We start from the raw sequence: 15,082 nt of genomic DNA, 5'->3' as shown, positions 1-15,082 counted from the left end.
TTGAATCGGACCCGCTGTATTATCGAGAGGCCGGCATTGCTCATGCCGGCAGGAGCTTGAATCGGCAATGGAAGCCAGTCTGTTTCGCTATATCTGGCAGCAAACACGACGCGAGCAGCTATGGATTTTGTTCGTCATCCTGGCGTCGATGCCGTTCAACTATGTCATGCTGGATCTGCCCAAATATATCGTCAATGGGCCGATTCAGGCCAAGGGCTTTGAGCGCGCGACCGATACGCAGCATTATTTCCAGGTCAAGATCCCGGTGCCCTCGTCGATCAGCGAGCAAGGCTTCCTTGAGGTTTTACATGGCTGGGATCTGAACCGGATCTGGTCGCTCAGCGTCTTGAGCGCCGCCTTCCTGGCGCTCGTCATCATCAACGGCCTCTTCAAGTTCTACATCAACACCTACAAGGGCCGGCTCGGCGAGCGGATGCTGCAGCAATTGCGGTACGACCTCGTCGACCGCGTCCTGCGCTTTCCACCCTCGGAGCACCGCCGGGTGAAGCCGGCCGAAATCGCAACCATGATCAAGGACGAGGTCGAGCCCCTCGGTGGCTTCATTGGCGACGCCTTCGTCCAGCCGGTCTTCCTCGGCGGTCAAATCATCACGGCCCTGATTTTCATCCTGACACAGAATTTCATGCTGGGGTTGATCGCGCTCGCCCTATTGGCCGTCCAGGGCGTCGTCATTCCGCGATTGCGGCGCAAGCAATTGGTTCTCGGCCGCCAGCGGCAGCTGACCTCCCGGTCTCTCGCGGGGCGCATCGGCGAGATCATCGACGATATGCCGAATATTTTGACGAACGACGTGTCCAATTACCATCGGGCCGATATCGCCAATCGCTTGACCACCATCTTCGGCATCCGGTTCGCGCTGTATCAGTGGAAGTTTTTCGTCAAATTTCTCAATAACCTACTCGCGCAGATCACGCCGTTCCTGTTCTACATGGTGGGGGGATTGCTGGCCATCGGCGGGCACCTGAACATCGGGCAGCTTGTCGCCGTCATTTCCGCCTACAAAGACCTGCCTTCGCCGGTGAAGGATCTGATCGACTGGGATCAGCAGCGACTCGACGTCGAGGTGAAATACACCCAGGTCATCGAGCAATTCTCCGTCGATCCCAGTCTGGAGCTCCTACCGCCCTCCGACTTCGACGGCCCGGTTCCCCACCTGTCAGGCGATATCGTCGCGAGCGGTCTCACCGTGATCGACACGGCCAGCAGCCGTCTCCTCGACAACCTCTCCCTCGCGATCAAGCTCAGCGAGTTCACGGCGATCGATGGCAATGCGACAAGCGGTGGCGAGACGTTGATCGAAGTCCTGGCCCGGCTTGTGTCGCCCGATGCCGGGCGGGTGCTGCTGGCGGGACGTGATCTTCGTGATTGGCCGACGGCGGTCACGGGCCGCCGGATCTCCTTCGTCGGCGCCGAGCCGTTCTTCGCGCAATCGACCATCACGGACGCCCTCCTATACGGACTGCGCCACAAGGTCTTGCGGCCGAGTGAGGGAAGCCAGCGGCATAAAATCATCAAGTCGGGAAGCAACAGCCTGGATTTCGAGGCCGACTGGGTCGACTACGAGGCAGCCGGCGCCACGGGACCCGAGGACATCAACGAGCGCCTGCAGGCGACCTTGCAAGTTGTGGATCTGGAGGCCGAGGTCGTGGGGTTCGGATTGAACCGGACCTTGGCAGAGCCCACCTCAGAACAGGAGCAGGCTTTTGTCGAGGCACGTGCTTCGTTCCGCCAGAAGTTGGAGGAAACCGGGACGGTGCATCTGATCGAGCCATTCGATCCCGAGCGCTACAATGTCCAGGCGTCGATCGGGGAGAATCTGATCTTCGGCATGCCGATCAACGAGGCGTATGAACTCAGGCGCCTCGGTTCCAACACCGAAATGCGCAAAATCCTGGCCGATCTCCGTCTCGACGACACGTTGTTCGGCATGGGCCGCGCAATTGCGTCGACCATTATGGAACTTTTTGAAGGCCTCGAGGCGGACAATCCCCTGTTCGAGCAACTCAGCCTCATGACACCTGAGCAATTCCCCGACTATCAGGCCGCCCTGAAGCGGGTCGGCTCCAAGCCGTTGCGCAATGCCATTCCAGGGGATCAGGCGATCTTTCTCGACCTTGCCTTCAACTATATCGAGCCGCGCGATCGCCTCGGCCTCCTGGACGACGCGCTGATCGGAAAACTCGTCTTGGCACGCAAAGCCTTTCATCAGGCGCTCGGCGACGAGCAGGACAAAATCGCCTTCTTTCACCCGGACGTTTATATTGTCGCGGCCTCTGTCAAGGACAACGTGCTGATGGGCCGCGTCGCTTTCGGGATCGCCGAGGCTGAATATCGGATTGGCGTGTTGTTGCATGAGGTCATCGAGGAACGTGGTCTTCGACCTGCCGTGTTCGAAGCGGGCCTCAGCTTCAACATTGGTTCGGGTGGGAAGCGTTTGACCGGGAGCCAGCGACAGAAGCTCGCGATGGCCCGAGCTCTTCTCCGCCGTCCCGACTTCCTACTCGTTCATCGAGGCCTCTCGCAGCTCGATGTGCACGGGCAGACTGCGATCCTCGATCGTATTTTAGGACTCGGCAAGCCGGAGGATGGTGGGCAAGGGTTCGGGGTTTTGTGGAACCTGGAAAACCCGCAATTGGCCGACCACTTCGATCGTATCGTTCACATGGAAGACGGGCGGGTGGTTTCGGACGATCATCATCATCTGGACGATCGAGAAGACGCTTCGGAGCGGCAAGAAGCGCTGAAAATCCCGGCCTGAGGCAGATCGGGCCGGACACTGTGTGGGGCAGGGGGAACTCGTGAACGCGTTCAAGGAAGATGTCGAGGTTCTGCGTGGAGTTCCCATTTTCGCGTCGGTCGATGCCGCCAAGCTCAAATTGCTGGCCTTCGCCTCACAGCGGCTCGTGTTCGATGAGGGCCAGACCCTGTGCAAGGAAGGCGAGCGCGGCGAGCAGGCCTATGTCATCGTCAAGGGAGAAGCGGACGTTTTCGTGCGAGCCGGTGAATACGATATCCGGGTCGCGAGCGTCGGGCGCAATGACTTCGTGGGAGACATCGCGATCCTCTGCGACACACCCCGCACCGCGACCGTTCGAGCCACCTCGCGCTGTGAGACGCTTGCGATCGGCAAAGCGCAATTGATGGGACTGCTTCGAAGTTTCCCGGAAATGAGCATAGCGATCATGCGCGTTCTGGCGAGCCGTCTCGAGCGCACCAACCATGCTTTGGCCGAGGCGCAACGCCTTGCCAAGGCGCATTGACGCGAAGGAATGAGGCGGCGTCAAATCTCGGGAGGCCGCGAAACAACGTCTGCGGCAACGGCTCTGCGTGCCAGGATCGCGTCGGCCGAGGTGAGGCGCACCGAGCCGTGACTGGCAAGCCACCCAAAGGCGTGATCAAGAAATTGCCACGCTTCGTCATCATGGACCAGATGATGGGTCAGGATGCCGATCGGCTCCGGTCGATCGATAAGGTCGCTCAGACGTTGCACGAGCTTTGCCTCGGCGTGGCAGCGTCGCCCGTTGCGCCAGTCGATGATGTCCAGGGTGCTGTTCAATACGGGTAAGTCGCGGTTGCCGGCATGCGCGTCCGCAAAGGTCGACAGAGCGCAGAACCTGGCGTCGGGCAGGTGGGGCAGCAGGGCAGGATCGACTCTGTTCCAGGGCGGCACGAGAATGTGCGCGTGCCGTCGCCCAAACAGCGCTGCGAGCTTGTCGCGACCCCGCATGACATCGTCGAGAACGGAGGTCAGCGGACGATCACCGCCCATTTCGCAGGCGCGCTCCCCGGCGCGGGCATGATTGGTGTGGGAGAACCCATGCTGGGTGGGTGTAAACAAGGGTTCGGCTGCGATGAAGTCCGCCAGGTTCCAATCGGCCCGTTGTGGAATAACGGCCAGCAAGACGGGCAGCTGTCTGCTCCGCGCGAGTGCAGCCAGTCGGTCAAGGGCCGCGGTCGAACTGACGGCATCGTCATCGCGCAGCCAAACCTCGATGGTTCGACCGCTTTCGGCCGCACGATCGAGGGCGGCGGAGACAGGCGCCCACCGATCAAGCATTGTGCCTATCCACTGCGGCTCTCAAAGTGCGGTCCAAGGCGGCGGCCGCAATATCGAGTGTCCGTTCCGTCCTGACGAATTGGGCAGCGGCTCTCCCGAGGCGCAGGCGTTGATCCGCATTGTCCACAAGCCGTTCGATCGCTGCCGCGTAGATGGCGGGCGTCGAACCGGTGACCAGGATCCCGGTTTGGTCGGATCTGACAACGCTTGACACGCCAGCCGTGTCGAGCCCCACGACAGGTAGCCCCGCAGCCTGAGCTTCCAGGTAAGCCAAACCGAAGGCCTCACCAAATCCCGGCCAGACGAAGACATCGGCTTTCATCAAGCGATCCAGCACCTCCGGACCCGAAACCGCGCCGTGCCACGTGACGCGATACGGCGGCACGCGCGAGAATGCGGCCACGACATCGGGGCGAGCCGGACCATCGCCGACAATATCGAGGTGCCAGTCTCGCCCGGCGATGAGCCTGAGCGACTCGGCCAGCAAGCGGTAGCTGGCAAGCTTGTCGCCCGCCCGCATCATCGCCACCGCGATCAATCGAACCGGGCGACCATCGCGGCGCTCCGGAACCGAGACATCCGCGACATCGATGAAAGGCGGCAGATCGAGGATGGTCGCAGTCGGCCGCACCAGGCTCGCAATCCCCGCTCGATCGCGTGCCGTGAAGCAGACATGGACGTCGGCCATCCGGATTGCCTCTTCGGCTGCCTGATGCCACGTCGTCCACTCTTGTGTCCGCCGAGGCGCGTAACTCGCCTCGGCAACCACATAGGGGATATTGAAGCGACCGCAGAGCCGAGGACCGAGCAGGTCCGGCGCTTTGTAATGATTATGATAGGTGAACCAAAGCTCGGGCCGAGACGTCCTGCCCCAACATTGCGAAATCCGATCGACTTCCTTCTGGGCAGTCAGGGTCAATGCCGATTGGCGATCGGCATCAGGGCTCCCGAGAAAAAGCCGCAGATCGGACACAAGCGCAACTTCATGGCCTTTCGAGCTCAGTGCTCGCATCAAGGCGCGGGCCATGGCTCGATCTCCCGAGGGAACTGGGTGGTCAGGCGACTTCAAAGGCGCGAAGAACGCAATCCGCAAGTTTTGGATCCGTCAGTTATACGGATCCGCCGCATCCCGAAGACCATCACCGAGAAAGTTGAAGGTCAGAATCACCAGGATCACGGGCACGACCGGCAGCATGAGCCAGGGATACAGCGCCACGACATTCATGTTTTGGGCTTCGTTCAGCATCACACCCCAGGAGATGACGGGTGGCCGCAGGCCGAGTCCCAGAAAGCTCAACGCGGTCTCACCCAAGATCATACTTGGAATCGTGATGGTCGCAGACGCGATGAGGTGACTGATAAATCCCGGAAGCAGGTGTCGAAACAACACACGCGGGGTTCCCGCGCCCATGAGGCGCGCTGCCAGGACATAATCCTCCTCCCGGAGCGACAAGAGCTTTGCCCTGACGGCGCGGGCCAGCCCGGTCCAGTCCATCAGCCCGAGAATGACCGTGATGCCGAAATAGACCAGCATCGGACTCCAGGTCACGGGCATCACCGCCGCAAGCGCCAGCCAGAGGGGGATGTGCGGAATCGAATGCACGATCTCGATGGCGCGTTGGCTCAGAAGATCAAACCAGCCGCCGTAGTAGCCGGCCAATCCGCCGATCGTGATGCCAAGCAGGAATGAGATGGAGATCCCGATGAGGCCGACCGTGAGTGAGATGCGGGCGCCGTAAACCATACGCGAAAGGACATCCCGTCCCAGGCGGTCGCTTCCCAGCAAGAATAACGTGCCACCATCGGCGGGGCACATGAGGTGGACGTCGGCGGGAACAAGGCCCCAGAACTGGTAGGGGTCTCCATGGCAGAAGAACCGGATGCGCTGCAGATTGGCATGATTGACCGTATAGTCCCGCTTAAGGTCGGTCATGTTCAACCGATAGTCCTTGCCATAGACGAACGGCCCGACGAATTGCCCGTCGTGGAAGAGATGCATCTTCTGTGGCGGTGACCGGATGAAATCCGTGTTGCGGGTCGACCCGTTGTAGGGCGCCAGGAATTCAGAAAACGGGATGGTCCCGTACAGCACCAGGAGAACCAGGCTCGCCACCACGGCTAGTCGGTGACGTTTGAACTTCCACCACATCAAGCGCCACTGCGAGGCGAGGTAGACCCGCTCCTGCTCAGGGGTCAGCCGTTTGACCGACTGGACGTCGAATGGCGCATCCGAGACATAGTGAACAAGCTTGCCCGAGGAGGGGGGAAGAGCATTCATCAGCGGGCACCTCCCTGCAGCCGAATGCGTGGGTCAAGAAACGCCAGCGCAATGTCGGAGATCAGAACACCGACGATCGTCAGTGTGGCCAAAAACATCAGAAATGATCCGGCGAGATACATATCCTGCGTCTGCAGCGCGTGGATGAGCAAAGGACCTGTCGTTTGTAGCGACAACACGATCGCAACAAGCTCTGCCCCTGACACGACCGAAGGCAAAATGCTGCCGATGTCCGAAATGAAGAAGTTCATGGCCAGCCGCAGCGGATATTTGATCAATATCCGGAAGGGGTGCAGCCCCTTGGCTCGCGCCGTGGTGACATATTGTTTCTGGAGTTCTTCAAGAAGGTTCGCCCGAACGGTCCGGATCATGGCCCCGGTTCCGGCCGTTCCGATGATGAGGACCGGAATCCAGACATGCGCCAGCACCGACCTGACTTTGCCCCAACTCATTGACGCATTGAGGTATTGCGGGTCCATCAGGCCTCCGATGGAGAGGCCGAACCACACATTGGCGAAATACATAAATAGCAGTGCCAGAAGAAAGTGTGGAATGGCCAGGCCAAGCAGGCCCAGGGTGGTCAATCCATAGTCGGCCCAAGAATATTGGTGCGTTGCCGAATAGATCCCGATCGGGAATGCGATCAACCATGTGAACAGGATGGTCGAGAAGGAAACCAGGATCGTCAGATAGAGGCGGTCGCCGACCACGTCCTTGACGGGCAATTGGTACTCGAATGAGTAACCATAATCCCCGTGCAGAAGGCCGCCGACCCAGAGAAAATACCGTTCGACCGGTGGCTTGTCGAAACCATATTCCCGCTTCAGGAATTCGACCCGGCTCATGTCGGCTTTCTCACCCTGAGCCTGGAGTTCGGCCACATAGTTACTGAAATAATCCGTTGGCGACAGGTTGATCACGGTGAAGATGATCGCGCTGGTGAAGAACAGCGTCGGGATCATGATCATGAACCGTCGGATCAGATAACGAAGCACGCGCTCACTCCGACTTCACGTCGTACCAGAACGTGTCCGGCATATAGATGCCGAAGAACGAGCCGGGTTCAAACGAGAACAGCGCGGACTTGGGCACATTGCGCATGTTGCCGTCGACGACGACGGGCTGCTGCGTCCCGTTCACGATGCCAATCGTGTAGACCTGATCGGCGTTGATGCTCAGCATCTCATCCCAGATCGTCTTGCGCTGCGCGTCGCTGGTCGAATGACGCCAGTCATGCAGGAGATCCAACAGATGCTGCGGCTCGGGCATGTCGACCGCTTCGCCTTGACTGCCGCCGGATTCGAAATAGAGGCCCCAGCGTGACCATTGAAACTGCGACTCCGCGCTGGGTGCCAGAGCGTCGGGTTCGAACTTCTCTGTCGGCACGGCATTGTCCAATCCCTCGGCCATCGACATGATCACTTGACCACTGAAGATGCGCTGCCGGAAGGCGTCCCGCTGCGAGGGGTGGTTGAAGATCCGAATGCCGAGTTTGGCGAAATCGTCGCCAACCAACTCCAGAATGTCGGTGTCGACCGTGTCGTTCTCCGCCGTCTCGATGACGATGTCGGCCCGACGCCCGTCCGGCAACAACCGGAAGCCTTCTCCATCGCGCTTGTCGAGCCCTACCAAGTCGAGCAGGCGATTCGCCTCGGCCGGATCGTAGTTGGTATAGGCGTCCGCGTAGGATTGCTTATAAAGTGGGCTTTCCGGCAGAACGGTATTCCCGCTTTCGCGGGCCAAGCCGAAAAACAGCACGCGATTGATGTCGCGCCGATTGATGCCGAGCGACAAGGCCCGACGAAATCGAACGTCGCGCAGGATCTTGCGCCAGATGGGATCGGCCGCATTCAGGTTTGGCATCAGGGCGGCGCGCGCCCCATAGCCCTGTTGCCAAAGTTCAACCTGATAGTTGTTGGCCTGCTCGGCATGTTTGAGGAACGTATAATCCTCGAAATTGATATAGCGGGCTTGAAGGTCGGCTTCCCCACTCGCCACTTTGGCCGGGATCAGATTCGTGGTGCCGAGCATCATGGCGATCTTGTCGATATAGGGAAGCTGGCGACCATTCTCGTCGACGCGATGGTAGAATGGGTTTCTTTCAAAAACAAAGAAATCGGCCGGCGGCGGCGTGGTGTTGCGCCAGGGCTCGAGGGTAGGAAGTTCGGGATTTTCGGGCCGATATTGACGCGACATTCGCTCGTGCAGGGCGCTCCAATCCTTGACGTGCGCATCTTTGATCTTCTTGGCGAGGTCGTCTTTGCCTGCGTAACGGGGATTGAATTGCTTGAGGTAATGAGCCGGCATGAAGATATACACGGGCTGGGATGCCGCCAGGGAGGGCAAGAACGCCGGGTTCGGTGTGTCCCATGTGAAGCGGATCGTCTCCGGATCGATGATCTCGAATTTCGGCTTCTGACCATTCGCCAACAGCGCGACATTCGGCCCGGTCGGCGAGAGCTTGGGGTTAAGGGCTACGTCTTCCCAATAGTACCGGAAGTCCTCCGCCGTAAAAGGCTGCCCGTCACTCCATTTATGTCCCTTGCGCAAATGGAAGGTGAAGACTTTGTCGTCCTGATCCTCAAAGCTTTCGAGTATATCCGGGACAAGCTGCAGCTTCTCGTCGAATACTACGAGCCGCGCATAGGAATAGAGCGTGACCATTCGCAGGTCCCGCTGGTCGCCCATCAACATCCGCCACGTACCACCGGGCTTGCCGGGGATCCGCCCCATGCTCTGCATGTCGAGCACCCGCGGTTGCTCGGGAAGGCGTTGATCGATGGCCGGCAACTTACCCGTCGCGACCCGCTCAGCGAAAAAAGGGGTCTCGATCGCGGCCGCAGCCGCACCCGTCAAGCCGGCCAGAAGGAGCAGCGCGAGGGCGACCAGCCGCTTCATGCCACAAGTTCCTTACGGTCGATGGTCGCTCGGGCCAGAACGATGTGTCCCTGGCCGAGGTCGATGGGCGTCAACGACGCGGGATCGCCTTCATCCTGAAATTGCGGAGCCCAGTTCTTGGGGTTGGAGGCACCACGCAGCGCCACTGATGTGAAGTCGAGCGGATGATCGAGATCAGGAAACGGCACCGCTTTGAGCAGCGCTTGCGTGTAGGAATGGGCAGGTGAGCGAAATAGGACGCCGCGAGGTGCGATCTCGACGATGCGACCATTGGCCAAGACGGCAATGCGCTGCGCGATATAGTCGACCACGGCGAGATTGTGCGAAATGAAAAGGTAGGTGAGGCCCAGTTCGCGCTGGAGATCCTTGAGGAGGTTCAGCACCTGGGCCTGCACCGAAACATCAAGGGCCGAGACGGGCTCGTCGCAGATGATCAATTCGGGATCGAGCGCGAGAGCGCGTGCAATGCCGATGCGTTGCCTCTGACCGCCCGAAAAACTATGCGGATAGCGATTTAAAAAACGACGATCGAGGCCGACTGCGCTCATCAGGTCGGCGACGCGCGCGGTCTGCTCGCTTGGGCTGCCTTGGTTGTGGATCTCCAACGGCTCGCGGATGATGTTCAGCACGGTCATGCGCGGAGAGAGCGAACTCACCGGATCCTGGAAGATCATCTGAATGGCCGTGCGGAACCGACGCCCAGCCGGGCCATGAAGGGCGAGAACATCGACCGGGCCCGACCCATTGTTGAACACGACGCTTCCAGAATCTGCTTTGATGGCGCGCATGATCAGCTTGCCGATGCTGGTTTTGCCGCTGCCACTTTCGCCGACCAAGCCCAGGCATTCGCCCCGCTTGATCTCGAAACTCACGTCGGACACCGCCACGACGCGCTCTGCACGCTTGCCCAGAATACCGGATCTCTTGCCCGGGTAGGTCTTGCGCAGGTTGTTCACCGCGAGGATCGGCGTGCTTGGTTGCGCCGTGCTTGTCTGCTCAGCCAGGGTCTGCCGGCGCGAGGTCATCACCGGAGCGAGATCTCCACTCGTATCGCGTAGTGCGGTCAGCCGCTCGCCTGGCTTCATGTCGAAATGCGGGAGTGCAGCCAGCAAAGCCTTCAGATAGGGATGCTGCGGATGTCGGAAGATGTCGTTTGCGCTTCCGGCCTCCATGATCTCGCCATGGTAGATCACCACCACTTCATCGGCCATGTTGGCTACCACGCCGAGATCGTGGGTGATCAAGAGAATCGACATGCCGAGATCGCTCTGGAGCGATCGCATCAAGTTGAGAACTTGGGCCTGGATCGTCACATCGAGGGCCGTCGTGGGTTCGTCGGCGATGAGCAAAGCGGGGTGGCAGATGAGGGCCATGGCCAGCATCGCGCGCTGCCGAAGGCCACCGGAGAGCTCAAACGCATATTGCCGGTAGGCACGATGCGGATTTTTAAACCCGACCATTTCGAGCATGGCTTCGGTGATGCTGCGACCTTCGCCGGCTTTGATCGGGCGATGCAGGCGCAGGGCCTCCTCGATCTGGTTGCCGATCGTATGGACCGGGGACAGGGACGACATCGGCTCCTGAAAGATCATCCCGATACGGCCGCCCCGCAGGTGGCGGATCTCGCGTCCGTCGCGCGGTAGTCTCGCAATGTCGACCGGCTCCCCGCCGTCGACTTTCAGCGGATCGTCGAACAGGATCTGGCCCCCGCTGATCGATCCCGCTTTCGGCAACAATCCCATAATGGCCTGGGAGATCACCGTCTTGCCGGACCCCGACTCACCAACGAGCGCCACAGTCTTGCCAAGCGGAACCCGGAACGACACGCCCCGCACGACATCCAACGCGCCACGTTGAAGCTGGAAGCTGATCCTGAGTTGGTTGACCCGAAGGATGTCCGGTGTCTCACTCATGGCTGATCCAGAATCCCTTCCTGCTTGTGGCCCCGGAGAATGCGACCCTTCGGCTAACGATGTCACGACTCAGCCGAGGGCACCAGAGAGCTCGCTCTGCGCCATGGTTTGTCCGCGAATTCGAGCCTGCTTGAGGTTTTGCGCTGCCATCGTGTAGCCGCCGCCGGCGCCATCGACGAAATGGATATGGCCGGGCAGGCTCGGGGACGGGACAATACATGTCAGGAGCGCTGAATCCTGGCGATGGATGCCGAATTCAATGAAGCCTTGGCCTCGCGCCTCCGTAAGGCGCGCCTCGATCGAATCGCTGAGGGCGGGACTGCAGTCGACCGTCATCATCAGCCCATCCTCGAATTTGCGGAAATCGGAGTTCTCGCCGATTTGCGCGCGATACCGCTTGGGCGAGAAGCCCCCGACGGGTCGGCCCAAGTTGACGATGACGGCTGCCGCCAAGGTGCGCAACCCGACGGTGATGCGGCTCATCAGCAGAGATTGGCCGGGGCGCCGCTGTAGTCGCGCCTCGGCATCCAAACCGTCCGGCGGCCAGCCCCAGTTCGGTCCTTCAATTGGCACAGGCCGACCGGCGCCTGCGCCGATCATGGTGAGCAAGTCGTTGACGAGTTCGCGGAACGAGGCATCCGCACCCGTCCCTCGTGGCGTGACAATCAGCGACAGCATCACCCCTTCTTGTGCCGGGATCGGCTTGAAACGACATGAAAGGCCGGAAAGATCAGGATGTTTGTTGTCATACCGTTCGACCTGGGGCAGGGCGCCCGACTTCAAGGCTGCTTCCGCCCAAGCCAGGCCTCCGCCTGAGAACATCGCATAAGTCACATGGGGCGACGGTTTGAAGCGGGCCACACGCACGTCATGCCCAGCCTCGCGGATTTGCGCGACCGTCACGACAGCACTCCGCAATTCCAGGCTCAGGGCAGCCCCGACCCAGCCGACGGTAGCACCAAGAGCTAAACGCAAGTTACCTTCGAGCGACGGAGCAACCGCACAGGCCATTCCGTCGCCCGTGAACACATAGGCGAAATCAAGCGTCTTCAACGCATTTGCGACCGCAGACACGACCGCTGCGCCGGCCGTGTTAACCGCCTTGTAGCGGCCTTGCGCAACCGCCGCGGTCGAGGACACGACATCGGCGATCCCGATGACCCAGTCGGCCGGCAACGCCCTATAGGCGTCAGCATCGACGATGCGCTCGAAGGCCGTAAAGGTCGGGAGGGACGCATAAAAGTCGTTCATTCCATCGATGTGCCCCTCACCTCAAGAGCAAATCGCTTCGAGGCGGAAGAGTTGCGACCTAAGCGCTGCTATGAGGGTTATAGCATGGCATTTTCAAGCTTGACGCGGAGGCGATCGCCATGACCTCTTGCATCGGGATCTGCTGGCACGAAGATTGTTTAATACGAACGTCATGGACGCGGTCGTTGGGAGAGTAGGCTACGTGTCATTGCCAGGGCTGTTTTTCGACGAAATGAGCGAAGCGGGCGGCCAGCCGCGCCAAGTCTATCAACGTTTGGCGCGTTGGCTTGAGACCGTGCCGCCGGACCTGCTCGCTTCGAGGCGGCGCCAGGCGGATCTCCTATTCCGACGCATCGGCATCACCTTCGCGGTCTATGGCGACAAGGACGCAACCGAGCGGTTGATTCCGTTCGACCTTGTTCCGAGGCTTATTTCACGGACCGAATGGGCCAGGCTCGAAATCGGCCTGATTCAGCGCGTCAAGGCACTCAACATGTTCTTGGCGGACCTTTACGGCGCCCGCGAGATCATCAAGGCTGGCGTGGTGCCGTCCGACCTCATCTACCGGAACCCGTACTTCCGGCCCGAGATGGTGGGCCTCAAAGTCCCCCATGATGTCTATGTCCATATCGCGGGAATCGACATCGTCCGAATCGACGACAAGGACTTCTATGTCCTCGAAGACAATGCCCGAACTCCTTCAGGCGTGTCCTACATGTTGGAGAACCGGGAGGTGATGATGCGGCTCTTCCCCGAATTGTTCGGGTCGCATCGTGTTGCCCCGGTCGAGAACTATCCCGACATCCTCCTGAATTCGCTGCGCAGCGTTGCGCCCCCGACCGCCGGCAGCGACCCCACCGTGGTGCTTCTGACGCCCGGAATGTTCAATTCCGCCTATTACGAGCATTCGTTCCTGGCCGACAAGCTGGGTGTCGAGCTGGTCGAGGGCCGCGATCTGTTCGTGGACAACGACGTGGTCTTCATGCGCACCACCGAAGGGCCGAAACGGGTCGACGTGATTTACCGCCGACTCGACGACGACTTCCTCGACCCTCTCGCGTTCCGACCCGACAGCGCGCTTGGCGTGCCTGGACTTATGAATGCCTACCGGGCCGGGTCGGTGACCCTCGCAAATGCGGTCGGCACCGGCGTCGCCGACGACAAGGCGACCTACACCTACATGCCGGAGATCATTCGCTTTTACCTGGGGGAAGAAGCGATCTTGAAGAATGTGCCGACCTATCGGTGCCGCGAGCCCGAAGCTCTCAGCTATGTGCTTGACCATCTGGACGAACTCGTCGTCAAGGAAGTCAACGGCTCGGGTGGCTATGGAATGCTGGTCGGCCCGCATGCCACCAGGGATCAACTGGCGACCTTTGCGGCGAAGCTGAAGCACGACCCCGCCAACTTCATCGCCCAGCCGACATTGGCCCTTTCGACATGCCCGACCGCGGATGCGACGGGCATCGGGCCGCGGCACGTCGATCTCCGGCCCTTCGTTCTCACAGGCGCCAAAGGGACGCGTGTGGTGCCGGGCGGTCTGACCCGCGTGGCCATGAAGGAAGGGTCGCTGGTGGTCAATTCGAGCCAGGGCGGCGGCACCAAGGACACATGGGTCGTCGATGATGGGGAGGCAGGCCGATGATCCGGGCTGGATCCGAATTCGAAGCGCCGACGCTCGCCTTGGTGCGACCCGCGCGAAAATACACCTTGCTGTCGCGCACGGGCGACAGCCTGTTCTGGCTGGCTCGCTACATGGAAAGGTCGGACTTTCTCGCCCGCACCGTCGAAGCTGCTCAGCGTCTCGCAGCCTTGCCCCAGGCCTACAACGAAACCGGCAGCGAGTGGGACAGCGCGCTCGAATCCTCGGGGGCCGTCGAGGCCTATCACGCCAAATACGGTACCACCGAGCCGGACTCGGTTGTGGACTTCCTGACGTTCGATCCCGACAATCCCTCCTCGATCCGCAACTGCCTGGAGGCGGCACGGACAAACGCCCGTTCCGTACGAACGGCGCTGACCGCCGAAATGTGGGACGCCATCAATGGCGCGTGGCTTGAACTCAAGAGCTTTGAGCAGGCGGCCCCGGTCAAGGGTGAGGAACGGGAACGACTGAGCCGTTTTCTCGAATTCGTGAAGCAGACATCGCTGCACTTCGACGGCGCCGTCATTCGCACGATGTTGCGCGACCCCTCGTTCTGGTTCTGCCGGCTGGGCCTGCATATGGAGCGCGCCGACAACACGGCGCGGATTCTCGACGTGAAATATCATGTGCTTCTGCCGGATACCGAGCAGGTCGGCGGGTCTCTCGACTATTTCCAGTGGACCGCGATTCTCCGCGCGGTCTCGGCCGTGACGGCCTATCACTGGGTCTATCGCGAGAACATCAAGCCCTGGCTGGTCGCCGACCTTCTGATCCTGCGGCCGGAAATGCCTCGGTCCCTTATTTCCTGCTATGACAATATCGTCAGGTCGCTCGACTCGATCAGTCAGGCCTATGGCCGGCAGGGCCCTTCGCAGCGGCTCTCCCACAAGACCCTGGCCCAACTGGAAAACAGCTCGATCGAAGCGATCTTCCAGAGCGGACTGCACGAATTCATCACGACCTTTCTGGAAGACAACAACCAGCTCGGGTCAGCGATCACAGAACAATATCTCGTCTGA

At 60.4% G+C, this 15,082-nt stretch carries 11 protein-coding genes; 4 read left to right on the top strand and 7 right to left on the bottom strand.

Features of this window, described 5'->3' with window-relative positions; all coding sequences use genetic code 11:
- Window positions 1-67: 67 nt before the first annotated feature.
- The gene (locus M8523_RS21480; protein WP_282586956.1) at window positions 68-2,779 is read left to right on the top strand and encodes an ABC transporter transmembrane domain-containing protein; all 2,712 of its coding nucleotides are present in this window, start codon (window positions 68-70) and stop codon (window positions 2,777-2,779) included.
- 40 nt (window positions 2,780-2,819) lie between these two features.
- On the top strand, window positions 2,820-3,281 hold the full coding sequence (locus tag M8523_RS21475; RefSeq protein WP_282586955.1) for a cyclic nucleotide-binding domain-containing protein: 462 nt from the start codon (window positions 2,820-2,822) through the stop codon (window positions 3,279-3,281).
- Window positions 3,282-3,301: 20 nt separating this feature from the next.
- Here the strand turns inward: M8523_RS21475 and M8523_RS21470 are convergent, their stop codons facing one another.
- The 7 genes from M8523_RS21470 to M8523_RS21440 all read right to left on the bottom strand — a co-directional run bounded on the left by M8523_RS21470 (window position 3,302) and on the right by M8523_RS21440 (window position 12,418).
- A complete protein-coding gene (locus tag M8523_RS21470) occupies window positions 3,302-4,078 on the bottom strand; it encodes a polysaccharide deacetylase family protein (protein ID WP_282586954.1) in 777 nt (258 codons plus the stop codon).
- Entirely contained in the window at window positions 4,071-5,105 is a 1,035-nt protein-coding gene (locus M8523_RS21465) for a glycosyltransferase family 4 protein (RefSeq protein ID WP_345894274.1), read from the bottom strand. Before M8523_RS21465 ends, M8523_RS21470 begins: the two co-directional genes overlap by 8 nt.
- A 78-nt stretch (window positions 5,106-5,183) precedes the next feature.
- A complete protein-coding gene (locus M8523_RS21460) occupies window positions 5,184-6,356 on the bottom strand; it encodes an ABC transporter permease (RefSeq protein WP_282586952.1) in 1,173 nt (390 codons plus the stop codon).
- Window positions 6,356-7,351, bottom strand: a complete 996-nt coding sequence (locus tag M8523_RS21455) for an ABC transporter permease (protein WP_282586951.1) — start codon at window positions 7,349-7,351, stop codon at window positions 6,356-6,358. The genes M8523_RS21460 and M8523_RS21455 overlap by 1 nt, the downstream gene beginning before the upstream one ends.
- Before the next feature lie 4 nt (window positions 7,352-7,355).
- On the bottom strand, window positions 7,356-9,254 hold the full coding sequence (locus M8523_RS21450; protein WP_282586950.1) for an ABC transporter substrate-binding protein: 1,899 nt from the start codon (window positions 9,252-9,254) through the stop codon (window positions 7,356-7,358).
- On the bottom strand, window positions 9,251-11,167 hold the full coding sequence (locus M8523_RS21445) for an ABC transporter ATP-binding protein (RefSeq protein ID WP_282586949.1): 1,917 nt from the start codon (window positions 11,165-11,167) through the stop codon (window positions 9,251-9,253). Before M8523_RS21445 ends, M8523_RS21450 begins: the two co-directional genes overlap by 4 nt.
- Before the next feature lie 69 nt (window positions 11,168-11,236).
- Window positions 11,237-12,418, bottom strand: coding sequence for a DUF3095 domain-containing protein (locus tag M8523_RS21440; RefSeq protein ID WP_282586948.1), 1,182 nt, complete (start codon window positions 12,416-12,418; stop codon window positions 11,237-11,239).
- Between the two features lie 172 nt (window positions 12,419-12,590).
- Here M8523_RS21440 and M8523_RS21435 point away from each other — a divergent pair, with 172 nt between their 5' ends.
- Both M8523_RS21435 and M8523_RS21430 read left to right on the top strand, forming a co-directional pair.
- Window positions 12,591-14,063 (top strand): circularly permuted type 2 ATP-grasp protein, encoded by a 1,473-nt coding sequence (locus M8523_RS21435; protein ID WP_428350982.1) that lies wholly within the window; start codon window positions 12,591-12,593, stop codon window positions 14,061-14,063.
- Between the two features lie 65 nt (window positions 14,064-14,128).
- Window positions 14,129-15,082, top strand: a complete 954-nt coding sequence (locus M8523_RS21430) for an alpha-E domain-containing protein (RefSeq protein WP_282587001.1) — start codon at window positions 14,129-14,131, stop codon at window positions 15,080-15,082.

This window comes from Lichenifustis flavocetrariae (genome assembly GCF_026130545.1).
In the GTDB taxonomy this organism is placed as follows: domain Bacteria; phylum Pseudomonadota; class Alphaproteobacteria; order Rhizobiales; family Beijerinckiaceae; genus Lichenihabitans; species Lichenihabitans flavocetrariae.
The sequence above is the reverse complement of the archived record's forward strand: the minus strand, read 5'-3'. Positions and strand labels throughout refer to the sequence as shown.